At 55.3% G+C, this 22815-nt stretch carries 22 protein-coding genes; 10 read left to right on the top strand and 12 right to left on the bottom strand.

The features are described 5' to 3' along the window. Positions 1-60: 60 nt before the first annotated feature. On the bottom strand, positions 61-2700 hold the full coding sequence (locus MKZ35_RS09300) for a PspC domain-containing protein (RefSeq protein WP_482512965.1): 2640 nt from the start codon (positions 2698-2700) through the stop codon (positions 61-63). Between the two features lie 48 nt (positions 2701-2748). Further along, positions 2749-3108 carry a PadR family transcriptional regulator gene (locus MKZ35_RS09295; protein ID WP_482512964.1) on the bottom strand — a complete coding sequence of 120 codons (360 nt, stop codon included), beginning with the start codon at positions 3106-3108 and terminating at the stop codon, positions 2749-2751. A gap of 482 nt (positions 3109-3590) precedes the next feature. Here MKZ35_RS09295 and MKZ35_RS09290 point away from each other — a divergent pair, with 482 nt between their 5' ends. From MKZ35_RS09290 to MKZ35_RS09265, 6 genes are all read left to right on the top strand, one after another. Then, positions 3591-4694, top strand: coding sequence for a putative type IX sorting system protein PorV2 (locus MKZ35_RS09290; RefSeq protein WP_482512963.1), 1104 nt, complete (start codon positions 3591-3593; stop codon positions 4692-4694). A gap of 68 nt (positions 4695-4762) precedes the next feature. Next, positions 4763-5686: a hypothetical protein gene (locus MKZ35_RS09285; protein ID WP_482512962.1), complete on the top strand. Its 924-nt coding sequence runs from the start codon at positions 4763-4765 to the stop codon at positions 5684-5686. A gap of 14 nt (positions 5687-5700) precedes the next feature. Continuing rightward, entirely contained in the window at positions 5701-6411 is a 711-nt protein-coding gene (locus MKZ35_RS09280; RefSeq protein ID WP_482512961.1) for a C25 family cysteine peptidase, read from the top strand. Then, entirely contained in the window at positions 6375-8621 is a 2247-nt protein-coding gene (locus tag MKZ35_RS09275) for a C25 family cysteine peptidase (protein ID WP_482514727.1), read from the top strand. The genes MKZ35_RS09280 and MKZ35_RS09275 overlap by 37 nt, the downstream gene beginning before the upstream one ends. Continuing rightward, the gene (locus MKZ35_RS09270) at positions 8611-9363 is read left to right on the top strand and encodes a hypothetical protein (RefSeq protein WP_482512960.1); all 753 of its coding nucleotides are present in this window, start codon (positions 8611-8613) and stop codon (positions 9361-9363) included. Before MKZ35_RS09275 ends, MKZ35_RS09270 begins: the two co-directional genes overlap by 11 nt. Further along, positions 9360-9893, top strand: a complete 534-nt coding sequence (locus MKZ35_RS09265) for a hypothetical protein (protein ID WP_482512959.1) — start codon at positions 9360-9362, stop codon at positions 9891-9893. The genes MKZ35_RS09270 and MKZ35_RS09265 overlap by 4 nt, the downstream gene beginning before the upstream one ends. A gap of 86 nt (positions 9894-9979) precedes the next feature. Here the strand turns inward: MKZ35_RS09265 and MKZ35_RS09260 are convergent, their stop codons facing one another. The 3 genes from MKZ35_RS09260 to MKZ35_RS09250 all read right to left on the bottom strand — a co-directional run bounded on the left by MKZ35_RS09260 (position 9980) and on the right by MKZ35_RS09250 (position 12994). Then, complete coding sequence (locus MKZ35_RS09260; protein WP_482512958.1) at positions 9980-10465, bottom strand: dihydrofolate reductase; 486 nt, start codon at positions 10463-10465, stop codon at positions 9980-9982. Between the two features lie 214 nt (positions 10466-10679). Then, positions 10680-11636, bottom strand: coding sequence for a methionyl-tRNA formyltransferase (gene fmt / locus MKZ35_RS09255; protein ID WP_482512957.1), 957 nt, complete (start codon positions 11634-11636; stop codon positions 10680-10682). 89 nt (positions 11637-11725) lie between these two features. Next, positions 11726-12994, bottom strand: coding sequence for an exo-beta-N-acetylmuramidase NamZ family protein (locus MKZ35_RS09250; RefSeq protein ID WP_482512956.1), 1269 nt, complete (start codon positions 12992-12994; stop codon positions 11726-11728). Between the two features lie 49 nt (positions 12995-13043). Between MKZ35_RS09250 and MKZ35_RS09245 the strand changes: the two genes are divergently transcribed. Both MKZ35_RS09245 and MKZ35_RS09240 read left to right on the top strand, forming a co-directional pair. Then, positions 13044-13757, top strand: a complete 714-nt coding sequence (locus MKZ35_RS09245; RefSeq protein WP_482512955.1) for an ABC transporter permease — start codon at positions 13044-13046, stop codon at positions 13755-13757. Then, positions 13747-14259 carry an ABC transporter permease gene (locus tag MKZ35_RS09240; protein ID WP_482512954.1) on the top strand — a complete coding sequence of 171 codons (513 nt, stop codon included), beginning with the start codon at positions 13747-13749 and terminating at the stop codon, positions 14257-14259. Before MKZ35_RS09245 ends, MKZ35_RS09240 begins: the two co-directional genes overlap by 11 nt. 184 nt (positions 14260-14443) lie before the next feature. Here the strand turns inward: MKZ35_RS09240 and MKZ35_RS09235 are convergent, their stop codons facing one another. Beyond that, complete coding sequence (locus tag MKZ35_RS09235; protein WP_482512952.1) at positions 14444-15136, bottom strand: peptidoglycan DD-metalloendopeptidase family protein; 693 nt, start codon at positions 15134-15136, stop codon at positions 14444-14446. A 172-nt stretch (positions 15137-15308) separates the two neighbouring features. Here MKZ35_RS09235 and MKZ35_RS09230 point away from each other — a divergent pair, with 172 nt between their 5' ends. Both MKZ35_RS09230 and MKZ35_RS09225 read left to right on the top strand, forming a co-directional pair. Beyond that, the gene (locus MKZ35_RS09230; protein WP_482512951.1) at positions 15309-16415 is read left to right on the top strand and encodes a 2Fe-2S iron-sulfur cluster-binding protein; all 1107 of its coding nucleotides are present in this window, start codon (positions 15309-15311) and stop codon (positions 16413-16415) included. 120 nt (positions 16416-16535) lie between these two features. Further along, on the top strand, positions 16536-18281 hold the full coding sequence (locus MKZ35_RS09225) for a M3 family oligoendopeptidase (protein ID WP_482512950.1): 1746 nt from the start codon (positions 16536-16538) through the stop codon (positions 18279-18281). A 92-nt stretch (positions 18282-18373) separates the two neighbouring features. On the opposite strand, the gene MKZ35_RS09220 is transcribed toward MKZ35_RS09225, so the two are convergent. The 6 genes from MKZ35_RS09220 to MKZ35_RS09195 form a co-directional block, all read right to left on the bottom strand. Continuing rightward, positions 18374-18973 (bottom strand): hypothetical protein, encoded by a 600-nt coding sequence (locus tag MKZ35_RS09220; RefSeq protein WP_482512949.1) that lies wholly within the window; start codon positions 18971-18973, stop codon positions 18374-18376. Positions 18974-19020: 47 nt separating this feature from the next. Then, the gene (gene paaD, locus MKZ35_RS09215; protein WP_482512948.1) at positions 19021-19500 is read right to left on the bottom strand and encodes a 1,2-phenylacetyl-CoA epoxidase subunit PaaD; all 480 of its coding nucleotides are present in this window, start codon (positions 19498-19500) and stop codon (positions 19021-19023) included. A gap of 51 nt (positions 19501-19551) precedes the next feature. Further along, positions 19552-20307 carry a 1,2-phenylacetyl-CoA epoxidase subunit PaaC gene (gene paaC, locus MKZ35_RS09210; protein ID WP_482512947.1) on the bottom strand — a complete coding sequence of 252 codons (756 nt, stop codon included), beginning with the start codon at positions 20305-20307 and terminating at the stop codon, positions 19552-19554. Next, positions 20304-20984 carry a phenylacetic acid degradation b gene (locus MKZ35_RS09205; RefSeq protein WP_482512946.1) on the bottom strand — a complete coding sequence of 227 codons (681 nt, stop codon included), beginning with the start codon at positions 20982-20984 and terminating at the stop codon, positions 20304-20306. Before MKZ35_RS09205 ends, paaC begins: the two co-directional genes overlap by 4 nt. Positions 20985-21149: 165 nt before the next feature. Further along, positions 21150-22139: a 1,2-phenylacetyl-CoA epoxidase subunit PaaA gene (gene paaA / locus MKZ35_RS09200; RefSeq protein ID WP_482512945.1), complete on the bottom strand. Its 990-nt coding sequence runs from the start codon at positions 22137-22139 to the stop codon at positions 21150-21152. A 24-nt stretch (positions 22140-22163) separates the two neighbouring features. Continuing rightward, on the bottom strand, positions 22164-22754 hold the full coding sequence (locus MKZ35_RS09195; protein WP_482512944.1) for a TetR/AcrR family transcriptional regulator: 591 nt from the start codon (positions 22752-22754) through the stop codon (positions 22164-22166). Between the last annotated feature and the right edge of the window lie 61 nt (positions 22755-22815).

The raw sequence follows: 22815 nt of genomic DNA, 5'->3' as shown, positions 1-22815 counted from the left end.
AGATCAGCGCTTACCCATTCAGGTACTCGGAGAGTCACTAATGAGGCGCTGGGGGGCTTTTTACTCATTAACCCGAGTGATGCGCGAAGCACCCACGTCGCTTACTTTTACGCTGCTGGGGTTGCCGCTGTACTCAATCACGCTGGCGCCCACGGCATCAGCACGAAGTGACTCCTTAATCTGAAGGCGAGCTTTACTCATACCAGCCAAATCAATATCGGCTGAGCGGGCGGTGAAGCCGGCTCCTGCAAGCTCGCAGGCTCCGGCTCCATCCACTTCCAGCATGTCGGCGCGCCCTTGCAACGTAGTCCGGCAGGCACCAGCCAAATCCAGATTCAAGCTGCGATAGTCGCCGTTTAACCGCAGGTGACTAGCGCCGGCCTGGTCCACTTCCAGGGTCGATTGATTCGTGAAGCCTGATACGTCGGCGTGCACGGCCCCCGCTAGGTCCAACTTGTTCAGCGCAGGCATCTCGATAGTAATCAGTACCTTATCACGGTTCATATCCCGGCCCCAATTACCGTTGAAGAGAGAGCGGTTGCGGGAACGCACCAGCAGCTCGTCGCCGTCGCGGTCTATTTTCAGGTCGCGCAACTCCCGCGCCGGGCCAGCGGCCGTCACCCGAAACGTGTCGCCCGACCGGATAACTGTGCGGTAGGAGCCCAGCACGGTTACTTCGCGGAACCCATCGACGTTGTAACTCTCACGGCCCGAGCCGTAGTCATCGGCGTTGGTAGAGAAGCTAGGTGCTCCGCCGTAGTCCAGCGACACGTTTGTGTCGCCGGTTTCTTCGTTCTCATCAATATCGATGTTGATTTCACCCTCCTCATCTTCATTTTCGCCCTCGTCCGTACTGCCGTGCAAGTCTTCCGCCGTGCAGTCAACGCACTCTAACTCATTGCCTTTCAGGCGGTAGAGGTGTTGCTCCACGTTTTCGGGCATATCATTGTCGACGAAGTTGTCGCTGCCGAGCCAGTGCGCAGCATCTTGGCTTAAACGAACGGTCCGGTTGCGCGGCAATTTGAGGGTCACATGCACTTCCTGGTCGCGGTAGCGGGCGCTGGGGCGGAAAGTAAAGTGGTCATCGAAGCGTAAGGTTGTGTCGTTCACCTGGCGTACGGTATACACTAGGCTGGTAGTAGCCGTCTGGCGAGCTTCTTCTTCCGTAGCTCCTTCCGCCCGGAAGTTTTTGTCAACTGAAACGACCTGGTTGCTATCTACGGCGGCTATCTGCGCGTTCACCCATTGGTCATGGCCTTGGTCGGTGCCCCGAATATCCAGATAAATGCTGGAGGCTCGCAATGTTGGGAAAGCCTGGTTCTGAGTTACATCGGCCTCTTCCTGGAAATCATGACTAATGCGGGTGGCACCGATGGAGGTACCCACTACACCCAGCAACCACAAGCCAAGCAGCGTCAGGCCTACCGTGCGGTTAAGGATGGAGCGGCGGAGCAATAAACCCAAGCCAGCCAGCAGCAGCGCCAGGAAAGGAATGGCAGCGGTTAGGTAGAAGGCAAACATTGCCCATACCGGAACCCCGTTGAGGAAGACGTGCGCTGGAATATCACCCGTCATGAAGCTATTGGTTGCTGGAACCATGCCCAGTCCGATACCTAAGGCTATGGTGAGGCCCAGCAGCATGGAGAAGCCAATAATAACGAGCAGGACACCAGCAAACACCCGAATCAGGGAGCCCAGGAAGTTAACCAGCGGGCGCAGATTGCGGGCTAGCTCTTCCAGAAATGTACCTACCTGGCGGCCGCTCCCTGTCATGCCGCCAGCTTCAAAAGCGTTGTTGCGCAGGTTATTGTCGATGCCCGAGAGCGTTACCGCGTCGCCGCGCATCCGCATCTTTTCCGATACGGTGCGGGCTTCGGGTAGTACAACCCATAGCAGCAGGTAAAGCAGGAAGCCAAAGCCGGTAAACAGGCTCAGTATGAACAGGATGCGGATGAGCGTGACATCGGCTCTGAAGTAAGCGGCCAAGCCAGCCGATACACCCCCGATTTTTCCGGTATCCGTGTCGCGGAAGAGCTTCCGCTCGCCGGTTGCCTCACCAATCCCAACTGGGTCGGGCAAGTCGTTGCGCTTAGGCAGCACGGCCCACAGGATAACGTAAGCCAGAATGGTGAAGGCAGGCAGCGCCCCCACAAAGTCGCCGATGACAATCGAAAACAGAGAAGCCAGCGCTATCAGCCGAATCCAGACGGCATTGATACCGAAGTAGTGAGCCAAACCAGCGCATACGCCCGCAATCTTTTTGTTGGCTACGTCGCGGAAAAGACGACGGGGTTCGGCAGCGTCGGCGGAGGCAGTAGCTGCGCCGGCACCTGCACCAGTGGTGTTGTAGGCGTACTCGGGGCGAGCGTAGGTGCCGGCTGCCGTGCCGCTGTTTACAGCGGAGGCTAGTAGATCTTCATCGTCCTCGGCATCATCGGCGGCCTGGAAATCGCGCACCCGGCCCATTTTGGCGGTCATGGCCTCCACATCTTCCAGCGAAATAATCTGCTTGGTAGGGGAGAGGCGAGCCACAAATAGCTCGGCAATGCGGCTTTCAATGTCGGCCACGATTTCCTCGTGTCCGCGGTAGCCGCTGAAGTGGGCTTTTACCTCGGCCAGGTAGCGGCTGAGGACGTCGTAGCCATCTTCCTCAATGTGAAAGATGATGCCCTGGAGGTTGATGCTGATGTTCTTTTTCATCTCAGTGCTGCAAGTCAGGAAAACTTCGAAAGAAAGGTGGAGGCGGCGCTACTGCTGGGCCGGAACAGTGCCGTTCACATGCGGCTTTTGGCGAATGATGCGGATAGAGTCGGCGACCTCTTCCCAAGTCAAGCGCAGCTGGTGCAAAAACTCCACACCAACGGAGGTAAGGGTGTAATACTTGCGGGGTGGCCCAGACGTGGACTCCTTCCAAGTATAATCAAGTAAACCCGCGTTTTTTAGTCGGGTCAGGAGCGGATACAGCGTGCCTTCCACTACGATCATGCGAGCGGAAGTTAGCTCTTCCAGCATATCGGAGGCGTAGACCTCGCCGCGGGCAATGATTTCCAGAATGCAGAATTCCAGGATGCCCTTCCGCATCTGCACTTGGGTGTTCTCTACTTTCATGGGCTTTGGGCAGATATCGGTGAAGAATGAATCAAAGATAACAAAAGGTACTATGTAACGCAAGGTACTTGTAGAAATAATTTTTATCACATAGAATTATGGGGATTTTGGAAGGCATAAAAGGAGGGTGAGCTGAGGCCAAAAAGGCGTTTAAACTGGCTGGGGGCATTTTTTGGCCTCAGCCCTTCCTTGTTGGAAGCTGAAATAAAAAGTAATCCGTGTTAGGCAACGAGCAAGAGTCTTAATGCCAGACCAATTCAAATGGCAGCTCTTGCACTGATAGAATAAGGAGAGATTTAGAAGCTGAGCAATGAAAATTTGCCCCCACGCATTTCTGACGCCCGAAAAAGCCCCCCAGTTACTGCCCGGCCCGATTTATGCGGACCTCGTAGGCACTATTAGCCCGATAAAACCGGCAGACGCACTAGAAATAAGTAACTTGCGTTCCTGCTGCAATTATTCGTTTTCCCCTACTTTATTCTATGCTGCACTTCTCCAAAGTAGTCCCGTTGCTGGTTGGCTTGGGGCTGAGCTTGGGCGCGGCGCCCGCCGCGTGGGCACAGTCGAAAGATGCCACTCCCAAGTACAGCAATGAGTTCCTGAACATCGGGGTGGGTGGCCGGGCCCTGGGCATGGGCAATACCCAGGTGAGCATTGTGCAGGATGCTACCGCTGGCTACTGGAACCCCGCCGGTCTGCTCGATCTGAAGACCAAGTACGACGGCGTGCTCATGCACTCCGAGCTGTTTTCGGGCATCGTGAAAAACGACTACGCGGCCTTTGCGATGCCGCTCGATGAAAACAGCGCTATCGGGGCCAGCCTGATTCGCCTGGGCGTTGATGATATTGCCGATACCCGCGACTTGGTGAATGAGTACGGCTACATTCAATACGACCGGATTCGCTATTTCTCCGTGGCCGATTATGCCTTGCTGCTGTCGTATGCCCGGCGCATTGGCACTATCGAAGGATTGAAACTGGGTGTCAACGCCAAGATTATCTACCGAAACGTGGGCGAATTTGCCAACGCCTACGGCTTTGGGGTTGATGCGGGTTTACAATATGACCACAAGGGTTGGCGCCTCGGCCTGATGGCCCGCGACATTACCACCACCTTCAATGTGTGGTCCATCGATGCCGATAAATTCAAAGGTTCAGCTACCACCATCGACGAAATCCCGAGCAATAGCTCGGAAGTAACGTTACCGCGTCTCGTGCTGGGTGTAGGCCGTTCCATCAAGCTGCCCGGCCAGTTTACGGCCCTCGTGGCCACCGATCTGGAAATGACCACCGACGGGCAGCGCAATACACCTATTTCTACGGGCTTAATTAGTATTGATCCGCACGCTGGTTTGGAAATCGGCTATAACAACATCGTATTTCTGCGCGGTGGAGTCAGCAATTTTCAGAAGATACAGGCCTTCAGCGGCAAAGAAGAGTGGAAGGCCCAGCCAAGCCTGGGCGTGGGCGTAGCCACCAGCGGACTACGGCTTGACTTGGCTTTGTCACGGCTGGCTGTCGAGAAGCTGGGGCAGCGCTCCCAAACCAACTCCATAATCGTCTCGCTGGGCTACGGATTTAAATAAGAAAGTGAATGAGTACATGGCTATGGGTTAACCATTGAGCCATCCGACTATTCAGCCATACAATTAGCATGAGACAAAATTACACGTTACGGTACCTGTTGGGGGGCTTTTTGGGATTGGTGCTGCTCTTAAGCAGTCTTCAGGTCAGCGCGCAGTCGGGGCCTTTTGGCAACGAGTGGATAGTGCCGGGCCAGCAGTATTACAAAATCCGGGTAACCCAGGATGGTATTCACCGCCTCGACAACCAATATTTAACCAGAGCGGGCGTCAGCAACGGCACCGATCCGCGCCGCCTCCAACTCTGGCGGCGAGGCCAGGAAGTGGCTATCTACGTGGGTGGCAACCAAACCAGCCTCGACCCCAGCACCTTCCTCGAGTTTTATGGTCAGCGCAACGACGGCCGCCTGGACCGTGGCATGTACAAAAAAGCTATTGATCAGCCTCAGCCACTCTACAGCCTCTTCACGGATACGGCCGCTTACTTTCTGACTGTGGCTCCTACGCCCGTCGGGCGGCGTATGGCCGAGTCAGCCATAGTCGCTACCACAAGCGGCCAGCCCTATCACTTACTACAGCGGAAGCGTATTTTCTTTGAAAATTATGCCGATATAACGGAAGGCCCACTCGCTTTTATGCCGTGGGCCAGCGCGGGGGAGGCCTTCTTATCGGTGCCGTTTGGCCGCAATGCAGCTAACCCAGTCGATTTTGAAGTAGACTCCCTGCAAGGCATAGCCAGCAGCGGTGGGGCGCCGCGCGTAGAAATCGGGCTGGTAGGAACCAGTGCATCTGAGCACATTACGAATATTTCGGTGGTGCAGCCAAACGGCACAGTGCGGATGCTGAGTACCGTTGCCAATTACGACAGCTTCGATAGAGTAAAGTTGCAGTACCCGCTTTTGCGTTCAGACATCAGCACGGATGGAAAGGTCAAATTACGGCTTGAAAACACAGGACCAAATGACAGCCGCTTCCCCGCGACCGGTCGCGGTTAGCTTATATTACGGTCTTGGTTCCCCGCGATAATCGCGTATTCAGCGAACGGCGCAGTACCTTCTTTACGAATGATTCGACCTTAGCGGGACCGGCTACCTACGTGCTCGAAAATGCGCCTGCTACCCTGCGCGGCTACGATATTACCGATGCCTCGGCGGTTGAGCGAATAGAGGGGAGCAGCGCAGGTGGTACCCAGCGCAGCTACGTGTTCCCGGCGGCTACGGGCCGCACGCGCCAGCTGTTACTGGCTGATGCTGCCCGCCCCAGGGTGCCGTTGCCGGCCCGCCTGGTTCGGTTTCGTACTATCACGCCCGCCGCTTATAGCTTCCTGGTAGTTAGCCACAGCTTGCTAATGCGGCCCGCTGGCAACGTCGCCAATCCCGTGCGGGCCTACGCCAGCTACCGCGCCTCCGCGGCCGGCGGCCGCCACGATACCCTCGTGGTAACGACTCAGCAGCTCTACGACCAGTTTCACTACGGTGAAAAATCACCCTTAGCTATTCGTCAGTTTGCGCAGTGGATGCTGACTAGTAACCGCGAGAAGTATTTGCTGCTATTGGGTAAAGGCTTGGCTACGGCCGAGCCGGTACGCACCGGAGCCGGGGTAATTTATCATCGACTAGTGCCGGATAGCCAGTCGCCGTTACCGGATATGGTACCAACCAGTACCCGTGCCGGATCTGACATATTTTTTCGGCTGACTGGCAGCGCAACCAATACGTAGCCCGCATTCCTACGGGGCGGATATCGGCTCAAACGCCCCAGCAGGTCGTCAATTACCTGAATAAGCTGCGTGAGCATGAGGCACTGGGCCCCGAACCCTGGCGCAAAAACCTGCTGCACCTCGCCGGGGGCGCCAACGAAGGCGAATTCGCTCAGTTTCAGAGCTATGTAAATGGCTATAAGGAGCGCGCCGAAAAGCCTTGCTTCGGAGGCACCGTCGTAAAAACCTACACGCGCGACACGCCGGGTGATTACCAGCGCTTTCCGATTACCATCAATATCGCACCTGAGCTGAATGCTGGCTTAAGCTTGATAACATATTTCGGTCACGGTTCCCCACAGGTTTTCGACCTGAACCTGGGTGATATCAATGACCCCAGCAATAACTATAATAACCGGGGCAAGTACCCCGTCTTTATCGTCAATGGATGCGCTGGTGGCTTTGCTTATGGTTCTTTTATCTCTATTGGCGAGGACTGGACTCTGGCAGCTGACAAAGGTGCTATCGGCTTTCTGGCCGACTCCGATTTTGGCTATGATGGCCAGCTGGACGCCTTCTGCGACCGGATGTATCAGCTTCTTTTTAATGACCCAAATTGGTACGGTAAGCCTATTGCCGTAATTCAGGCAGAGGCATCCCGGCGCTTACAAGCAGTGTTCGGCAACAACCCGAATGGCGTTTCTCTGCTGATGAACACTACCTGGCAGGGCGACCCCGCCTTAAAGCTTTATGCCCCCGACAAGCCGGATTTTGCCACGGCTGATTCGCGTTTGCAAATTGCCCCCCAGGCTCCCGAAACCACCGTTCAGGCTTCTTCTTCCCGGTTTCAGCTGCGGGTAGGAGTTAGCAACGCAGGTAGCCTGTGCTCTGGAAGCACTAGCCTCGGGGTTTCCATAACACGCCGCTATCCGACTACTGCGGGCCGCCCCGCCGAGGTTCTGCGTTTCGAGGTTCCGCAGCCCCGCCGCGATACTACCTATGTTTTCCAGTTGCCAAATACGGGTAATGTATTCGGGGAAAACGAGTTTACGGTCGTGCTGGATGAGGGTAATAAGATAGCCGAGCTAAGCGAGACGAATAACCAAGCTAGCATTAAGTTCAACTTCCTGCAAGGCGGCGTGACGGCCCTTAGCCCACCCGAGTTTGCCATTGTATCTAACCCAGCCGTGCGGCTTATCGGCCAAAATAACGACCCCAAAGGCCCGCTGCGCGGCTATGAAATGGAGTTGGATACAGTGCCCACGTTCAACAGCCCTTTAGTGCGCCGCACGACCGTGCGAGGCCGCTGTTACCCCGGAATGGAGGCCAACTTTGCCCCCACGGCGGGCCGCGATAGTGTAGTCTGGTATTGGCGGTTGCGTTTTCAAACCAGCGGCCCTAGCGAAAACCAGGAGTGGGCCGTCAGCTCTTTCCGCCTCATAAACGGTAGTCCCGGTGGTTGGTCGCAAAGTCATTATGGGCAGTTTCGCCGCGACGGCCGTACTACCTTGGATGTGGCCGCCCCTTCGGGCAAGTGGGACTTTAGCGACCAAAGCATTGGGGTAAAGCTTTCTACCCGCGGCGGAAGCACCGGCGCCGTGCCTACTTTCCTGACTTCCTACGGCATCGCGCCGGATGGTACCAGCCCGTATGTCATCAACTGTGCGCCCTCAACCCCCAATATGTTGGCGGCGGTGTTTGATGGGCTGACCTTGAAGGCTGTGCGCAATGTGCCGGGAGCATATGATTCCTGTGGTCTGAACCCTAATATATACTACCACTTTGCCCGTGAAGGCACTGCCGATAACCTGAACACTCCCGCCCGCCAAGCACAGCTTCTGGCCTTGCTGACCAACCTGAAACCCGGTCAGTACGTGGCGCTGGTATCGATGAATCGGGTCAACTTTTCTTCTTTCTCTCCGGAGTTAAAAGCCGCCCTGAAAGCGCTTGGTTCGCAGCTTATTGACCAGCTGCAAGATGGTGACCCCTTCGTGTTCCTAGGACAAAAAGGCCCCGGCGCTCGTTCGGCCCAGGAGCGTACGTTTGACGTGGCTAGCACCGTGGCTCGCGCCGAGCAGATTGTGACGCTGGACGGCTTCCTGCGTACCCGCGCTGCCCGAGGCACCATTACTTCTACGCTCATTGGACCAGCCAAGCAGTGGGGCTCGCTCTTCCACACCGTGCGCACTGGAACCCTCCGACAGCTACACGCTGCGGCTGGTGGGCATTGATAAAGACGGCAATCAGAGGCAATTAAATGCCGATGTCAAGAACCGGCAGCTGGCCCTGGCTGGGGTATCGGCGCAGGACTATCCTTATTTGCAGCTGGTACTACAGCTGCGCGACACGCTTAATCGGACGGCACCGCAGCTGAAGCAATGGCTGGTGACCTACGAAGGATTGCCGGAGGGAATCGTGCGCCGCGACTTAGCGGAAGCGAAAGATGCCAAAGTGTACGATGCCGCCACGTTGGCCCAACAAGCCATGAGCCGCGGCGAGTTATCATTCCCCGTATTCTTTCAAAACGTGTCGTCCGTCAATTTTGGCCAGCCGCTCGTTGCTGAAATTACGGTGCGCGATGCCAGCAATAATGTGCGTACAGCTAAGATTCAGGCGCTCCGCCCGCTCAAAGCCGACTCAACGGCTACCTTCAATATCCGCCTCGATGTACGCGGTTTGCTGGGAGCCATTACGGGGCAGGTAAACGTAAATCCACGCCTGCTGCCGGAGCAGTACTACTTTAATAACGAGCTGATACTTCCGCCTTTCACAATAGAAAACCGAAATACGCCCCCGTGCTCGATGTGGCCTTCGACGGGCAGCATATTCTGGATGGAGACATCGTATCGCCGATGCCCGTTATCATGGTGCAACTCAATGATGAGGATAAGCTTAACGCCGTTCGCGACCCCAGCAATTTTGATTTGTTCCTTACTAAACCCGGCGAGTCTACCCCGATTAAGGTGCCCATGACGGGCTCTGATGTAGTATTTACTACCGATGTCGCTAAGGGCATAGCGCGCGTAGAATATCTGCCTGGTAAACAGACGCCTTTGCCAAATGGCATCTACAAGCTGGAGGTACAGGGCAGGGACGCGACCAACCTGGCGGCCAGCACGCAACGCTACTCCATTCGGTTTGAGGTGATTAATGAATCTACCATCACCAATTTCTACCCGTACCCTAACCCTATCACCAGCAAAGCCAAGTTCGTGTTTACCCTCACAGGTGCCGAGATGCCCCGCGACCTGAAGATTCAGGTGATGACGCTCACAGGCAAAGTGGTACGCGAAATTAGGATGGCCGAACTCGGTCCTCTACACATCGGAAATAACATCACCGACTATGCCTGGGATGGCACCGACGAGTTTGGCGACCAGCTAGCCAACGGTACCTACCTCTACCGCGTGGTGCTGGACAACCCCAGCCAGTTTGAGCGCCGCCGCACCGCCGGCGACCAGGCATTCAAGAAGGATTGGGGTAAGCTGGTGCTACTGCGTTAGTATTCTTCTCACTCATCAAAAAAAGCCCCCAGAATATTTCTGGGGGGCTTTTTTTGATGGTTTACTAGGCGCGACCTTGTTACTATTTAACGCCGGCGCAGGGTTACAAAGCTGAAGGGGTAATCGTGTTTCTCGTCGGGCTGGTGGCGTTCCCGGGTTTCCTCGCGCCACTCGGTGTGGTTGAGGTCGGGGAAGGTAACATCGCCCTCAAAGTCGTGGTGGACTTCGGTTAAGTAGACGGTATCGGCCGCCGACAGCGACTGACGGTAGATTTCCCCGCCCCCGATAACGAAGACATTTTCATCGTAAGTTTGGGCCAGCTCTATTGCTTCAGGTACCGAGTAGGTCGTTTCCGCACCGTCAGCTTGCCACTCGGGTTGGCGGGTGACCACAATATTCTGACGCCCTGGCAATGGCCGCCCAATGGCCTCAAACGTGCGCCGCCCCATAATAATCGGATGGCCCAGGGTCAGATTTTTGAAGTGCTTCAGGTCCTGTGGTAAGTGCCAGATAAGCTGATTATCTCGGCCGATAACACCATTTTGAGCTACGGCTACTACTAAAGCAATCATATAACTATTTCGATTAACAACAACTAACTCTTATCTGACAGTTGGCTCTGTCATCTCATTGAAATGATTTAAAAGGCCGTCATGCTGAAGCAACGAAGCATCTCGCGTGCTGACGTTGGAGTAGTAATCTTGCTAAACACGCGAGATGCTTCCGCTCGTCAGTATGACGTTTTATCAACACGAATAGCTAAAGCTGAGCACTAGGGTATGAAACTCACTTCTGCAATGTCGACTGATTAAAACCGCGTAAAAATTCCTGAATCGGCATCCGCTTTTTGCCTTCCAACTGCACGTCCAGCAAATCCAGCAGGCCATTAGCAGTTTGTACGCGCAAATAGGTGCGACCGTCGGAAACCCAGGTGCCCGGATACATCGTGCTCGGGCCGGTTGAGTCTTCATCGTCCAGGGCTTGGGCGCGAAATACTTTGAGGGTACGACCATCGGGAAGAGTGGTGAAGGCGGTAGGAATGGGGGAGAGGCCGCGCACCAGAGTCACCAGCTGGGGGGCATTTTGCTTGAAATCGAGGCGGCCGGTTTCCTTCTGAATCTTGGGGGCGGCGCGTAGCTCATAGTTTTCGGATTGGGGCAAGCTGGGCGCGGTACCGGTCGCAATGGCTTGCACGGTGCGCAGAGCCAGGGCGGCGCCGGCCGTTTTCAGCTTTTCATACAGGGAGCCAAAGTCATCCTCATCCGTAATCGGCACGACATCCTGAAAAATCAGGTCGCCGGTATCAATCTCGTGGCGCAGAAAAAAAGACGTGACGCCTGTTTGCGTTTCTCCCTGAATCAGAGCCCAATTGATAGGAGCCGCTCCCCGATATTGCGGTAGCAAAGAAGCATGAATGTTAATGGAGCCCATGGGCGGCATACTCCAAACGGCCTGCGGCAACATCCGAAAAGCGACGACCACCTGTAAATCAGCCTCAAAATCCTTCAGGGTCGCCTGAAACTCCGGGTCTTTCAGATTTGTGGGTTGCAGAATTGGTAGATTGTGTGCCTGCGCGGCCTGCTTCACCGCCGACTCGGCTAGCTGACGCCCGCGCCCGGCGGGCTTATCAGGAGCCGTAATGACTGCTGCTACCACGCACCCAGGCCAGGAAAGCAAGGCTTCCAGCGTAGGTACGGCAAATTCGGGCGTACCCATGAAGACGATGCGAAGAGGTTGGAGCATAATTGATTTCTCGCAGTGTTATGCAGTAAAAAAACGCAGTGTTGCGCAGTGTTCAGGCATCAGCACACTGCGCCCAACACTGCGAGAAACTATGCTTCTGGGTACAGTAAATACTTTTTGCGCATGGTCTTGTACTGACCCAACGCGGGCTCCCAGGTATTCCGAATTTCAGCTTCCGACTTACCGGCTATAATTTGCTGGCGCAGGGCCGCCGTACCAACAAGCCGCTCGAATCCTTTATTAAAGAAATTGGCCTTGTCGGTGCTTTGCTGGTAAAAATCGAGCAGGTATTTCAGCGTAAAGCCAATGTCGCCGTTGGTCTGACGCAGGTCGAGGCCGTAGCACAGCTTACCTTTTTGGGGTGGCGCGGTGGAGGCAGGGTTGGGAGCGGGCGTGAAGCTGAACGGGCGCGTAGTAGGTTGGGTTGGCGCGCCAATCACTTCAAAAGGCATAGCCGTGCCGCGGCCCACGCTCACGTCAGTGCCCTCAAACAAACACAGCGTCGCATATAAGTCTACCGAGTGCGCGGTGGGCAAATTGGGCGAAGGGCGCACGGGTAATTTGTAGCGCGTAGCGTGGGTGTAGCCTTCCACCGGAATGACGGTTAGCTGCGCTTTTTTGCCCCCCGCCAGCCAGCCTTCCCCATTTATCATTTGGGCCAGCTCACCCATCGTCAGTCCGTGAACCACCGGAACGGGGTTCAGACCAACGAAGGTTTTAAACTGTGGCTCCAGCACCGGACCATCCACGTAATGGCCGTTGGGGTTGGGACGGTCCAGCACGATTACCGTTTTGCCCTGCTCGGCGGCGGCCTCCATCACGTAGTGTAGCGTACTGCTAAACGTATAGAATCGGGCGCCCACATCCTGAATATCAAATACCAGTACGTCCAGATCCTTCAGCATTTCGGGCGTGGGCTTGCGGGTAGCGCCGTAGAGGGAGCGCACGGGCAGGCCGCTACGGGCATCGCGCCCATCCTTAATAGTGGCTCCATCGGCCTCTTCGCCCCGGAAGCCGTGCTCGGGCGCAAAAATAGTTTTAACCTGAATGCCTTGCCGAAGCAGCGTATCCACCAGATGGGAGCGGCCCACCAGCGAGGTTTGATTTACGACTAGCCCCACGCGCTTGCCCTTAAGCAAGGGTAAGTAGCGGTTGCCCAACTCAGCGCCCATGCGCGGCTCGTCCACGATCTGCTGCGGTGCCGACTGCACCACCACCGGCGTTACAGCCGTAGCAGCTTCGGTGATGGCGGCCTCAGTGGCAGCACTTACCGGCGGGTTAGTGCTTGTTTGGGCTGCGGAGCAGTTGGTCATCAAGACACTCAAACTTAGCAAACCGGGAAGCAAGGAAGAATACATAAGGAAAGGAGCGCTAGAAAACTGAATGGGTTAGAGTAGCTTTACGGCAGTGAATATATCGCGCTACATCTCCAGTAAGATTGACGGAGCCGACTCTGGGTCGTTTACTTCGTCGGTGACAAAAATAGCCATTATCAGCATTGCCCTCGGGGTGGCTGTGATGATTGTGTCATTTTCCATCCTGGAGGGCTTTCGCAACGAGATACAAAGCAAGATTTTTTCCTTTGGCGCGCACCTGCAAATCAGCAAGTACGACACCAATAACTCTCTGAATGCCGAACCCATCAGCGGGCCGCGACTCATTCAGACGTTGCGCCGTTCGCCGCAGGTAGATATTATTCAACCTTTTGCCCGCAAAACGGCCATTATCAAAACCAAGGATGAGGTGCTGGGCATCGTGCTCAAAGGTATTGATGAGAAGACCAGCCGCTCGCCGATGCGCCAGAATCTGGTGGCCGGCCAGTTTCTCACTTTTCCCGATTCCAGCGCCAGCAACGACGTGTTGCTGTCCCGCAAAGTGGCCGACAAGCTGCGCCTGAAAGTAGGCGATGAGGCGCTGTTTTATTTTATTCAAAACCCGCCCCGCGTGCGCAAATTTCAGGTGCGCGGCATTTACCAAACCGGTCTCGACGAGTTTGACGAGGTGTACATCATCGGCGACATTCGGCAGATTCGGGATTTAAACGCCTGGCCCGACTCGTTGGTGGGTGGTCTGGAGGTTACGCTGCGCGACTTCGGAGCGTCTCGACCCCGTGTCGGATAACCTCTACGAAACCCTGCCCTACGACCTGAAGCTGGACAAGATAACCGACCAGTATGCCCAGCTGTTTGATTGGCTGAAACTGCTGAACAAGAACGTCGTCATCTTCCTGATTCTCATCATCTTCGTGGCTACATTTAATATGGTGGCCACCATCTTTATCATGATTCTGGAGCGCACCAATATGATTGGCGTGCTCAAAGCCATTGGCGCTACCGATAATCAGATTCGGAGCATGTTCTTCTTCCGGGGCCTGAGCCTGACCCTGCGCGGCATGCTCATTGGCAACCTGATCGGTCTGGGTTTTTGCGCCCTGCAATACTACACCCACCTCATTCCCCTCGACCCCGAGAACTACTACATGGACCGCGTGCCGATTCATTGGGACCTCACCATTATCGTCGTCCTGAATGTAGCCACTTTCCTCACTTCACTCTTGGCCGTACTCATCCCGACGTACTTGATTTCGCGCATTATGCCCGTAGCCGCTATCAAATTCGACTGATTTCTGAATCGCGGATTTTGCAGATTAGTCGGATTCCGCGGATTTTGGTGACGATTACTTTCTCTTGAACACAACGCTTCTATTAAGCAAAAAAGCCTCCCAGAACTATTCTGGGGGGCTTTTTTATGAGTTGCAAATCGTCACCAAAATCCGCGGAATCCGACTAACCTGCAAAATCCGCGATTCAGATATAGCGGCTTTGCAGAATCAGGTTGGGATCAGGGCACAAAGCGGCCCACTTCTCGCGCTCCGACGGTAGCGCCACGCCCGGAAAATCACCGTGCAGGCCCTGCATATCAGCTATTACCTGAAAATGGAGGTGAGGCGGCCAGTCGCCATTCTCGGGTTGCGGACCTACTTCGGCAAAGGTGACGCCGGGCTCTACCAGCATTCCCGGCCGCAGCAGCGCCACTTCGCGGCGGGCCAGGTGCCCATAGAGGGTATAAAAAGTGGTGCCTTCCAGCTTATGCTCCAGAATGACGGTTGGGCCATAGTCGCCGAAATTATTATTGTCGGCCAGGCTGTGCACGGTAGCGCGCAAGGGCGACCAAACGGGCGTGCCAGCCCGCACCCACACATCCACGCCCAGGTGCAAGGAGCGCGCTGGCACGGCTGGGTCGCCAAACAAACCAGGGCTGCGGCGGTAGATAATACGATTCTCCAAATAGCCACCAACCCCAATAAGCGCCTCCTGAGCTGCCAGCAGCTCCGCTACTAACACCTCAAAAGCAGCTGTATCGCGCAAGTCAGCTGCCACTACCTGCGGATTTTGGGCAGTAAAGTCGAGCCGGCACACCTCCGGACTGTTCAGGTCGATGGGCAGCACCGGACCAAATTCGGCTTGATGCCGTCGTAAGAGTTGAGAAAGTTCAGTCATAAAGATTTCAAGAGAAAAAGACCATTTATGCGGCATCTGAAAACAGATAATGCGTATAACCGCGCTGGCCTCACCGCGTAAAGGCGGGCGCAAGCTAAGGTCTGAGCAGCATTAATCCCGTACTTTTGCCCCCCAGGTTTCCAAGTTCCTAAGCCCCAGTCCTCCATCCAGAATGAGCAGTCCTTACCTCACCCTCCACGTTGTCGAGCTCACCCACGAAACGCCCGATGCCGTTACTATTCACCTTGAGCTACCCACCCGCCAGCCCATTGCCAGCCAGCCCGGCCAGTTTCTAACCCTGATTCTGCCCTGCGGTCCGGGGGGCAAAAAAGAGCGTCGCGCCTACTCCCTGAGCAGCACGCCGCACGAAGCCCCGCGCCTGTCCGTCACGGTGAAGCGGGTGCCAGGAGGTTTGGTGAGCAACTATCTGCTTGATACCGTGCAGGTAGGCCAGCAAATAGAAGCCATGGCTCCGCTCGGCAACTTTACCGTGAAGCCCAGTCCCAAAACGGCGCGCTCCCTGGTGCTGGTAGGTGCCGGCAGCGGTATTACACCCCTGATGAGCATCTTGAAAGCCGTGTTGCGCGAGGAGCCGCAGAGCCACATACTGCTCGTTTATGGTAATCGTAATGAAGAATCAGTGATTTTTCGGCAGCAACTGGCCGCACTGGAGCAGCAGTCTGGGGGGCATTTGCAGGTCGAGCACGTGTATAGCCAGCCCACTAACCCCGCCGCTACGCAGCACAAAGGGCGTCTGAACCGCACCATGCTATTGCGCATTCTGGAGCAGCGTCACCAGTTTCCGGCCGAGCAAGCCGAATACTACCTCTGCGGTCCCGATGGCCTGATGCAGGAAGCTCGCTCTGCCCTTGAATTGCTGGGCGTTCCTGCCGCTCGCATCCACCGCGAAAGCTTCGTCGCCGTGGCCGACAATATCGAAGCTGCTGTCGCTCAGTCTAATGGCCACGGCGACGTATCGTCGGCCGATGATGACGGCAAAATTGTGACCCGCACGGTGACCATTAACTACGAAGGCAGTGAATATGAACTGGTGGTTGAACCCAACCAGACAATTCTCGAAGCTGCCCTCGATCAGGATATCGACCTGCCTTACTCTTGCCAGGCGGGTTTGTGCACGGCTTGCCGCGGCAAATGCTTGTCGGGCAAAGTTCACTTGGACGAGCGCGAGGGCTTGTCCGACTCCGAAATGAAGCAAGGCTACGTACTTACCTGCGTGGGTCACCCGCTCACGGCTGATGTTGTTATTGAGATAGGATAACGAGACGACGAAACGGTATCTCTCGTAAACGTCTCTTATTGAGACTCATCAGTGCTAAGTTGATAAGGAATTTGCCTTACCTATCGACAAGATTAAATCGCTGGCTTATCTTGTATACCTATGCTACACGCCGCCCCCGAAATTCAGCTCGCCTCGGCCACAGATACGCAGCGCCCCACGCGCCGCTATCTGCCCGAAGATTTCATTGTAACTAACTGGTCTGCTCTTGAATCCTACTTTGTTGAGCTTCGTGATCGGGAGCTAAATGCCCCCCACGAGCTGGAAGAGTGGATGCTCGACCGTAGTGAGCTGGAAAGTGTGTTGAGCGAAAACCTGGCGTGGCGCTACATCCGCATGACCTGCGACACGCAGGATGGGGAGCGGTCGGAAGCTTTTCAGTATTTCGTGAATGAGATAGAGCCCAACGTAGCTCCCTACGACCACGCCCTGAACGAAAAGCTCATGCAATCGGAGTACGTAGGGGCGATGGACCCGCAGCGCTACCGTGTTTTCATACGTTCGGTTCGGCAGGCTCTGGAAATTTATCGGGCCGAGAATATTCCGCTCAAAACCGATATCAGCACCAAGCAGCAGCAGTACGCAGCCACCGTAGGCGCTATGACGGTCACGATAAATGGGGAGGAAATGACGCTGCCACGGGCCGCCGACTTCCTGAAAAAAACCGATCGGGCCGTGCGGGAACAGGCTTACATAGCCGTGCAGGAGCGACGCTCACAGGATAAAGAGCCCCTCGATAAGCTGTTTACGCAACTGGTGCGCTTGCGCCACCAGATGGCGCTGAACGCGGGCTTCCGGAACTTCCGCGACTATATGTTCGCCGCGCTGGGCCGCTTCGACTATACGCCGCAGGATTGCTTCAACTTCCACCGCGCCATCCGTGAAACTGTGGTGCCGCTCATCGACGACCTCGACTTGGAGCGCCGTCAGGATTTGAATCTGCCGGAGCTGCGTCCCTGGGACCTTGATGTAGACGTAAGCGGCAAAGCGCCCTTGCGCCCATTCGAGACGGGTGCGGAGCTACTCGAAAAAACCATCACCGTTTTTCAAAACCTTGATCCGTATCTGGGTGACTGCCTGCGTACTATGCGTCAGATGGGCCACCTCGATCTGGAGTCGCGTAAGGGTAAAGCGCCCGGTGGCTACAATTATCCGCTGGATGAGACCGGAGTGCCATTCATCTTCATGAATGCTACGTCGTCCCTGCGCGACGTGGTAACGATGCTGCATGAGGGCGGCCACGCCGTACATTCTTTCCTTACGCGCACGTTGCCTTTATCGGCCGATAAGCACCCACCAAGTGAGGTAGCTGAGCTGGCCTCCATGAGCATGGAGCTGATGAGCATGGACTATTGGGACGAGTTTTTTCCGGATGGCGATGAGCTGCGTCGGGCTAAGAAAACCCATCTGGAAAGTGTGCTCGAAACCTTCCCCTGGGTAGCCACTATCGATAAGTTTCAGCACTGGATTTACGAAAACCCCGAGCACACCATCGAGCAGCGCCATGCCCGCTGGGTGCAGGTATTCGACGAGTTCAACCAGCGCACCGTAAGCTGGAAGGGTCTGGAGAAGTATAAGCCGTACTTGTGGCAGAAGCAGCTGCATCTGTATGAAGTGCCGTTTTACTACATCGAGTACGCCATGGCTCAGCTTGGTGCCATTGCTGTGTGGCGCAATTTCCGCCAGAATCCTCAGCAAGGGCTAGAAGCTTATAAGCGCGCCTTGGCTCTGGGCTACACCGCACCCATCGGCGAGGTTTACGCTGCCGCCGGCATCCGCTTCGATTTTAGCACCGAGTATTTGCGCTCCTTAGCTGACTTTGTGCGCGAAGAAATGGGTCGATTGTAAGAAGTCTCAATACTTGTCTTACTGTAAAAGAACCTAAAAAAGCCCCCCAGACTTGATCTGGGGGGCTTTTTTCAAATCATATAGCAGTCAGTTTATTGCTGCAATTCAAATAAAGGCACGGGCTGCAACTGACTGTATTCGCCACCTATTTTCGAAATCTCTGGCTCATGCAGCTTCAAGTAATTGTTGAACTGCTTAGCCGCCTGATCATAGCGGACACGATAGCCAATAACTTCATTGTCAGCTGCCTGAATGTTTTCGGTAAGCGTCTGAACGGTTTCATTTGCTGGCCCGCTGGCCGGCAGAGCTACTGCATAAACCGCCCGCAACACCGAATCCTGGGCGGCATCATACGCATCGATGCGCTCGGAGGCGGCCATCGCTTGTTGATTGTAGCGTAGCGTTTTGAGTCGCTCGTTGGCGCGGGTTAACTGTTGAACCTGGTCCGCGTTGGCGCCGGGCTGCTTTTGCAACTCACGTAGTACCTGCTCGGTATCGCGTATTTTGGCGTCGTCGCTGGCAATCATCATGGTCCAGCGTGCCGCTAGCGTGTCACGAAATACATCGAGTTGAGCTTTGGCCGCTGCGGGCGAAACAGGGTCTACTGCGACGGCTTTATTGGCCCGGTCAGTTTTGCAGGAGGTAAAAGCGGCCATAAATAGAAGTAAGGCCAGCGGAATTAGCTTTTTCATAGAGGAAACAACGCCGAAAATCGGCGGAGAAATATATTCTTTAAGGTTTAAAGTGGTTTAAATTGCTCAAATAGCTGTCGGCAGTCGTTGCAGTAGTGCATGGAGCGGCACAAAGTGGCCCCAAAGGGCGTCCGCAACTCCGTATTGTGGCTGTCGCAGTGCGGGCACTGGGCGTATTCCAGAATATCAAGGTCTAGGATCCCCTGGTACTCAGGCGGGGGCGCCAGCCCAAAGTTCTTCAGCGCCTCCCGGCCTTTCTCCGAAACCATATTGGTGTCCCAAGGTTCATCAAAACTCATTTCTGTTGTCACTTCAGCTATACCATGAGCCTGTAGCGTCTGCACCACGTCGCGCTGCATATAGTCCATAGCCGGGCAGCCCGAAAAGGTAGGCGTCATCTTCACCGTCACGCGGCCATTATCAGCAATTACCACGTCGCGGATCACGCCCAAATCTACCAATGAAAGCACGGGTATCTCGGGGTCTTTAACTGCTTCGAGCCAGGTAAGAATGGTGGCTTTGTCCATGGACTATAGGGAGTGATTAGACTAGTATACTGTCAAACAAACAGCACACGTTTACCATTCCGCCGTTGGGTCAACGCGAAATACTTCAGCCATCTCATCGAGCAGAGGTTGTAAATACTCTGTGTGCTCGCCCGTTCGACCGCCGTACACGGGCGTCAGCGTAGTCAAGTCAGGCATTTCCAGTGCTGTTTGGCTGAAAACTTTGGTGATGTTTTCCTGCCAGCGGGCCTTAGTTTCATCTTCGCCCACGAAAATGCCTTCTGAGATAATTTGGTCTTCAGCTGCTGTTTTTTCAAACAAGCCAAGTGCAAAAGGCAAGGTGTAGTTCAAGGAGCCTTGTAGCCGCTCAATAGCTTCTTCTGTTGAGCTGCCAAGTTGCCTTATCCAGGTATTCGCGTGTAGGGTATGATACTTCAACTCGCCTTTCAGCTTGCGGGCCACCTGAGCCAGCGGCTCATAGCTGCTGTTACTAAGCGCTTCAAAGCGTAAGATTTCAGCGTGGTCGTACAGGAAGTGCCGGATCAAGCTGAAGTCGTATTCGCCGATGGGCAGTTCCACAAGTTGCGCACAGTGGAACTGGGGGGCATTTCGGGTGAAAGCTACGGTGTCGGGCTCCGCTTCGCCGAGTTGGTGCAGGAGTGTGTAGAGCTGTAGGCTGTGGCCCAGCTTGTCCTGAGCCATCGAGGAGAAGGCTATGTCTTCTTCTAGAATAGGCCCCAAGCCGTTCCATTCGGAGTTGCGGTGGCCCAGGATTAGCTGGTCGTCGGCCAGGCGGTAGAGCAGGTCTTTTAGCGCGTCGGTGTTCATGCTTGGGGGGCGTTTTCGGGGTTCTCAGCTTTGAAACGCTCGATTTTGTCCTGCACTTTATAAGCCAGGGCTTCGCGGTATTTCTTCTCGGGGGTGGTCGACCAGATGTCGCGGTCTTCCTCGTCGGAGCGTAGGATGTCTGCCGCCCGAATCACCCACACATTTACCACTGGCCGCAGCTCACCAAACACAGCTTTGGCCTGCTGCAAGGCCATTGCGTGCGAGCTGGCCTGCACTTTTCCGACGTGTACGTGGGCCTTACCGCGCTTTTTTAAGTGAAAAATGTCGTAGTCTTCCTCCCCCGCGGCGTACGTCGCTTCTTCCTCCGCCGATTCGGAAAGCGGCACCTCGGTAGCCTCATTTTGCCCCCCAGGCAGCGTATCGTACACCGAGCCGGCGTCGTCGCCGTAGGCCGTTACCTGCACGGCGCTGGTCGGCGTTACCCATAGGCCCGTGCAGGCAAAACGGCGGCTATACTGCTCTTTACCGAACAGAAAGGCTACATCCAGCGAGGGCGCATGCACTGGACCTACATAAGCATACGCAGTGCCTTCCTTTTTCTGATGAAACACTTCGTAAGTCTCAAACTGGTCGAGCTCCGTCTTATCTGGTGGGGGCGGAGGCGAATCGGGCAGCCCGAGGCGGGCAATGCGCGGATCAAGGGAGGAAAGGGACATTTGACAATTATCAGTTAACAATTAACATCCATCAATAAACGGCGTTCATAACCGACGCAGCTTGCAACCTTTGCTTTAATAACAATCAGTGTCAAGCAGCAAAGGGCTGATAATGCGTGATAGACGACTGACTGTTAAATGTTAATTGATAGATGTTAAATGACACTATGCCAGCGGCTTCACATATTTCGCCTTCGGCGAAAGCAAGGCGCGGCGTACCCAGGCACCATTCTCTTCAGCGGCGCGGCGCACGGCTAAGCGCTCGGCGTTGCAGGGACCATCGCCATTGATAACGCGCTTGAAATCTTCCCAGTCAGGCTCGGTGAACTCCCACACGCCTTCTTCGTTTTTGCGCAGCTTGGCGTCGGGTACAGTCAGGCCCAGTTCCCAGATTTTGGGCACGTACATGTCCAGGAACTGCTGGCGGCAATGGTCGTTAGAGGCCATTTTTACTTTCCAGCGCATCAGAATCTCCGTGTGCACGCTCATCTTATCCGATGGGCCGAAGAAGGTCATGATGGGCGGCCACCAGCGATTCAGCGCCTCCTGAATCATGCGTCGCTGGGTAGGCGTGCCGGTAGCCAAGTGTACCACGGCATCGTGACCATACTTTAGGTGGAAGCTTTCCTCGGCGCAAATCCGTTCCAGAGCGCGGCAATACGGGCCGTAGCTGCCTTTGGCATTTGCCATCTGGTTTACGATGGCACCAGCGTCAATCAGCCACGAAATAACGTTTGAATCAGCCCAGGTGAAGGCAGGATAATTGAAGACGTTGGAATACTTGCTCTTGCCGTTGATCAGGTCGGAGAGCATCTGCTCGCGGGTTTTGCCCAGCGTTTCAGCCGCCGAGTAGAGCAGCTGAGCGTGGCCTACTTCGTCCTGCACTTTGGCCATCTGCGCCATCTTGCGGCGGAAGCCGGGTGCGCGCGTAATCCAAGTGCCTTCGGGCAAAGAGCCGATTATTTCGGAGTGCGCGTGCTGCTCAATCATGCGAATGAGCTGCTTGCGGTACAAAGCCGGCATCCAATCGCTAGGCTCGATTTTTTCGCCACGAGCAATGCGCGCCTCAAACTCAGCCAACAGAATGGGGTCTTCGTTTTCGAGGCCGGTGGTGGCGCTGGCCGGAATATCGTGGGTGCTTGCAGAACCGTACATACGAGTGGGATTAGAAGGTTGAGTTTAGGACTTAGCTAAACCAAGCAGGAGTTGGTCGGCTAGGCGATGGGCAATTTCGGTGGGGGGCATTTTACCTTCCGGTTTGTACCAGGTAGGCAGCCAGTTCAGGCTGGCCAGAAGCGTGAGCGTAGCAAAAGCAGCATCAGGCGTGTGCAAATCGTTTTGTGCTATACCACGCTGAATTAGGTCGCGGAAGCTGGCTTCGTACCGCTCGCGCATAATGAGGAATTCGGTGCGGGCGGGCTCACTCAGGTGGCGCCATTCATTCAGGAATACCGCCGAAGCAGCTACATCCTGAGTTAGCACCCGCACGTGGCTTTCAATGGCTTGGCGCAGTTGCGCGGCGGCAGGCTCGGTAGAATCGTGGGTGGCAGCAGCAAAACCAGCAAAAAAATCATCGGCCAGTCGAAAGCAGATGCGGTGCAGCAACTCCTGCTTGGACTTAATGTGCGAATACAAGCTGCCTGCTTCCAAGCCCAACGCCTCCGCTAGCTCACGCATGCTGGTGGCCGCAAACCCCCGCGTCCGAAACAGAGCCGTGGCCGTCTGGTCGATCTGGGCTTTGCGCGAAAGGGTGGGGGCAATGGCTTCCATAGTTCAGTCAACAAAGCTAAGGTTCCTAACGTTCGTTAGCAAGCGTAAGTTGCGTTTATTA

The sequence above is a fragment of the Hymenobacter sp. R533113 genome (genome assembly GCF_056835965.1).
The sequence above is the reverse complement of the archived record's forward strand: the minus strand, read 5'-3'. Positions and strand labels throughout refer to the sequence as shown.

Excerpts from the sequence above, each read along its gene's own strand:
- MKZ35_RS09300 (WP_482512965.1), bottom strand. The coding sequence starts at position 2,700 with ATGAAAAAGAACATCAGCATCAACCTCCAGGGCATCATCTTTCACATT.
- paaC (WP_482512947.1), bottom strand. The coding sequence starts at position 20,307 with ATGAACACCGACGCGCTAAAAGACCTGCTCTACCGCCTGGCCGACGAC.
- MKZ35_RS09250 (WP_482512956.1), bottom strand. The coding sequence starts at position 12,994 with ATGTATTCTTCCTTGCTTCCCGGTTTGCTAAGTTTGAGTGTCTTGATG.
- MKZ35_RS09295 (WP_482512964.1), bottom strand. The coding sequence starts at position 3,108 with ATGAAAGTAGAGAACACCCAAGTGCAGATGCGGAAGGGCATCCTGGAA.
- MKZ35_RS09265 (WP_482512959.1), top strand. The coding sequence starts at position 9,360 with ATGACGGGCTCTGATGTAGTATTTACTACCGATGTCGCTAAGGGCATA.
- MKZ35_RS09290 (WP_482512963.1), top strand. The coding sequence starts at position 3,591 with ATGCTGCACTTCTCCAAAGTAGTCCCGTTGCTGGTTGGCTTGGGGCTG.
- MKZ35_RS09235 (WP_482512952.1), bottom strand. The coding sequence starts at position 15,136 with ATGACTGAACTTTCTCAACTCTTACGACGGCATCAAGCCGAATTTGGT.
- MKZ35_RS09260 (WP_482512958.1), bottom strand. The coding sequence starts at position 10,465 with ATGATTGCTTTAGTAGTAGCCGTAGCTCAAAATGGTGTTATCGGCCGA.
- MKZ35_RS09230 (WP_482512951.1), top strand. The coding sequence starts at position 15,309 with ATGAGCAGTCCTTACCTCACCCTCCACGTTGTCGAGCTCACCCACGAA.
- paaA (WP_482512945.1), bottom strand. The coding sequence starts at position 22,139 with ATGTACGGTTCTGCAAGCACCCACGATATTCCGGCCAGCGCCACCACC.
- MKZ35_RS09205 (WP_482512946.1), bottom strand. The coding sequence starts at position 20,984 with ATGTCCCTTTCCTCCCTTGATCCGCGCATTGCCCGCCTCGGGCTGCCC.
- paaD (WP_482512948.1), bottom strand. The coding sequence starts at position 19,500 with ATGGACAAAGCCACCATTCTTACCTGGCTCGAAGCAGTTAAAGACCCC.
- fmt (WP_482512957.1), bottom strand. The coding sequence starts at position 11,636 with ATGCTCCAACCTCTTCGCATCGTCTTCATGGGTACGCCCGAATTTGCC.
- MKZ35_RS09220 (WP_482512949.1), bottom strand. The coding sequence starts at position 18,973 with ATGAAAAAGCTAATTCCGCTGGCCTTACTTCTATTTATGGCCGCTTTT.
- MKZ35_RS09285 (WP_482512962.1), top strand. The coding sequence starts at position 4,763 with ATGAGACAAAATTACACGTTACGGTACCTGTTGGGGGGCTTTTTGGGA.
- MKZ35_RS09195 (WP_482512944.1), bottom strand. The coding sequence starts at position 22,754 with ATGGAAGCCATTGCCCCCACCCTTTCGCGCAAAGCCCAGATCGACCAG.
- MKZ35_RS09225 (WP_482512950.1), top strand. The coding sequence starts at position 16,536 with ATGCTACACGCCGCCCCCGAAATTCAGCTCGCCTCGGCCACAGATACG.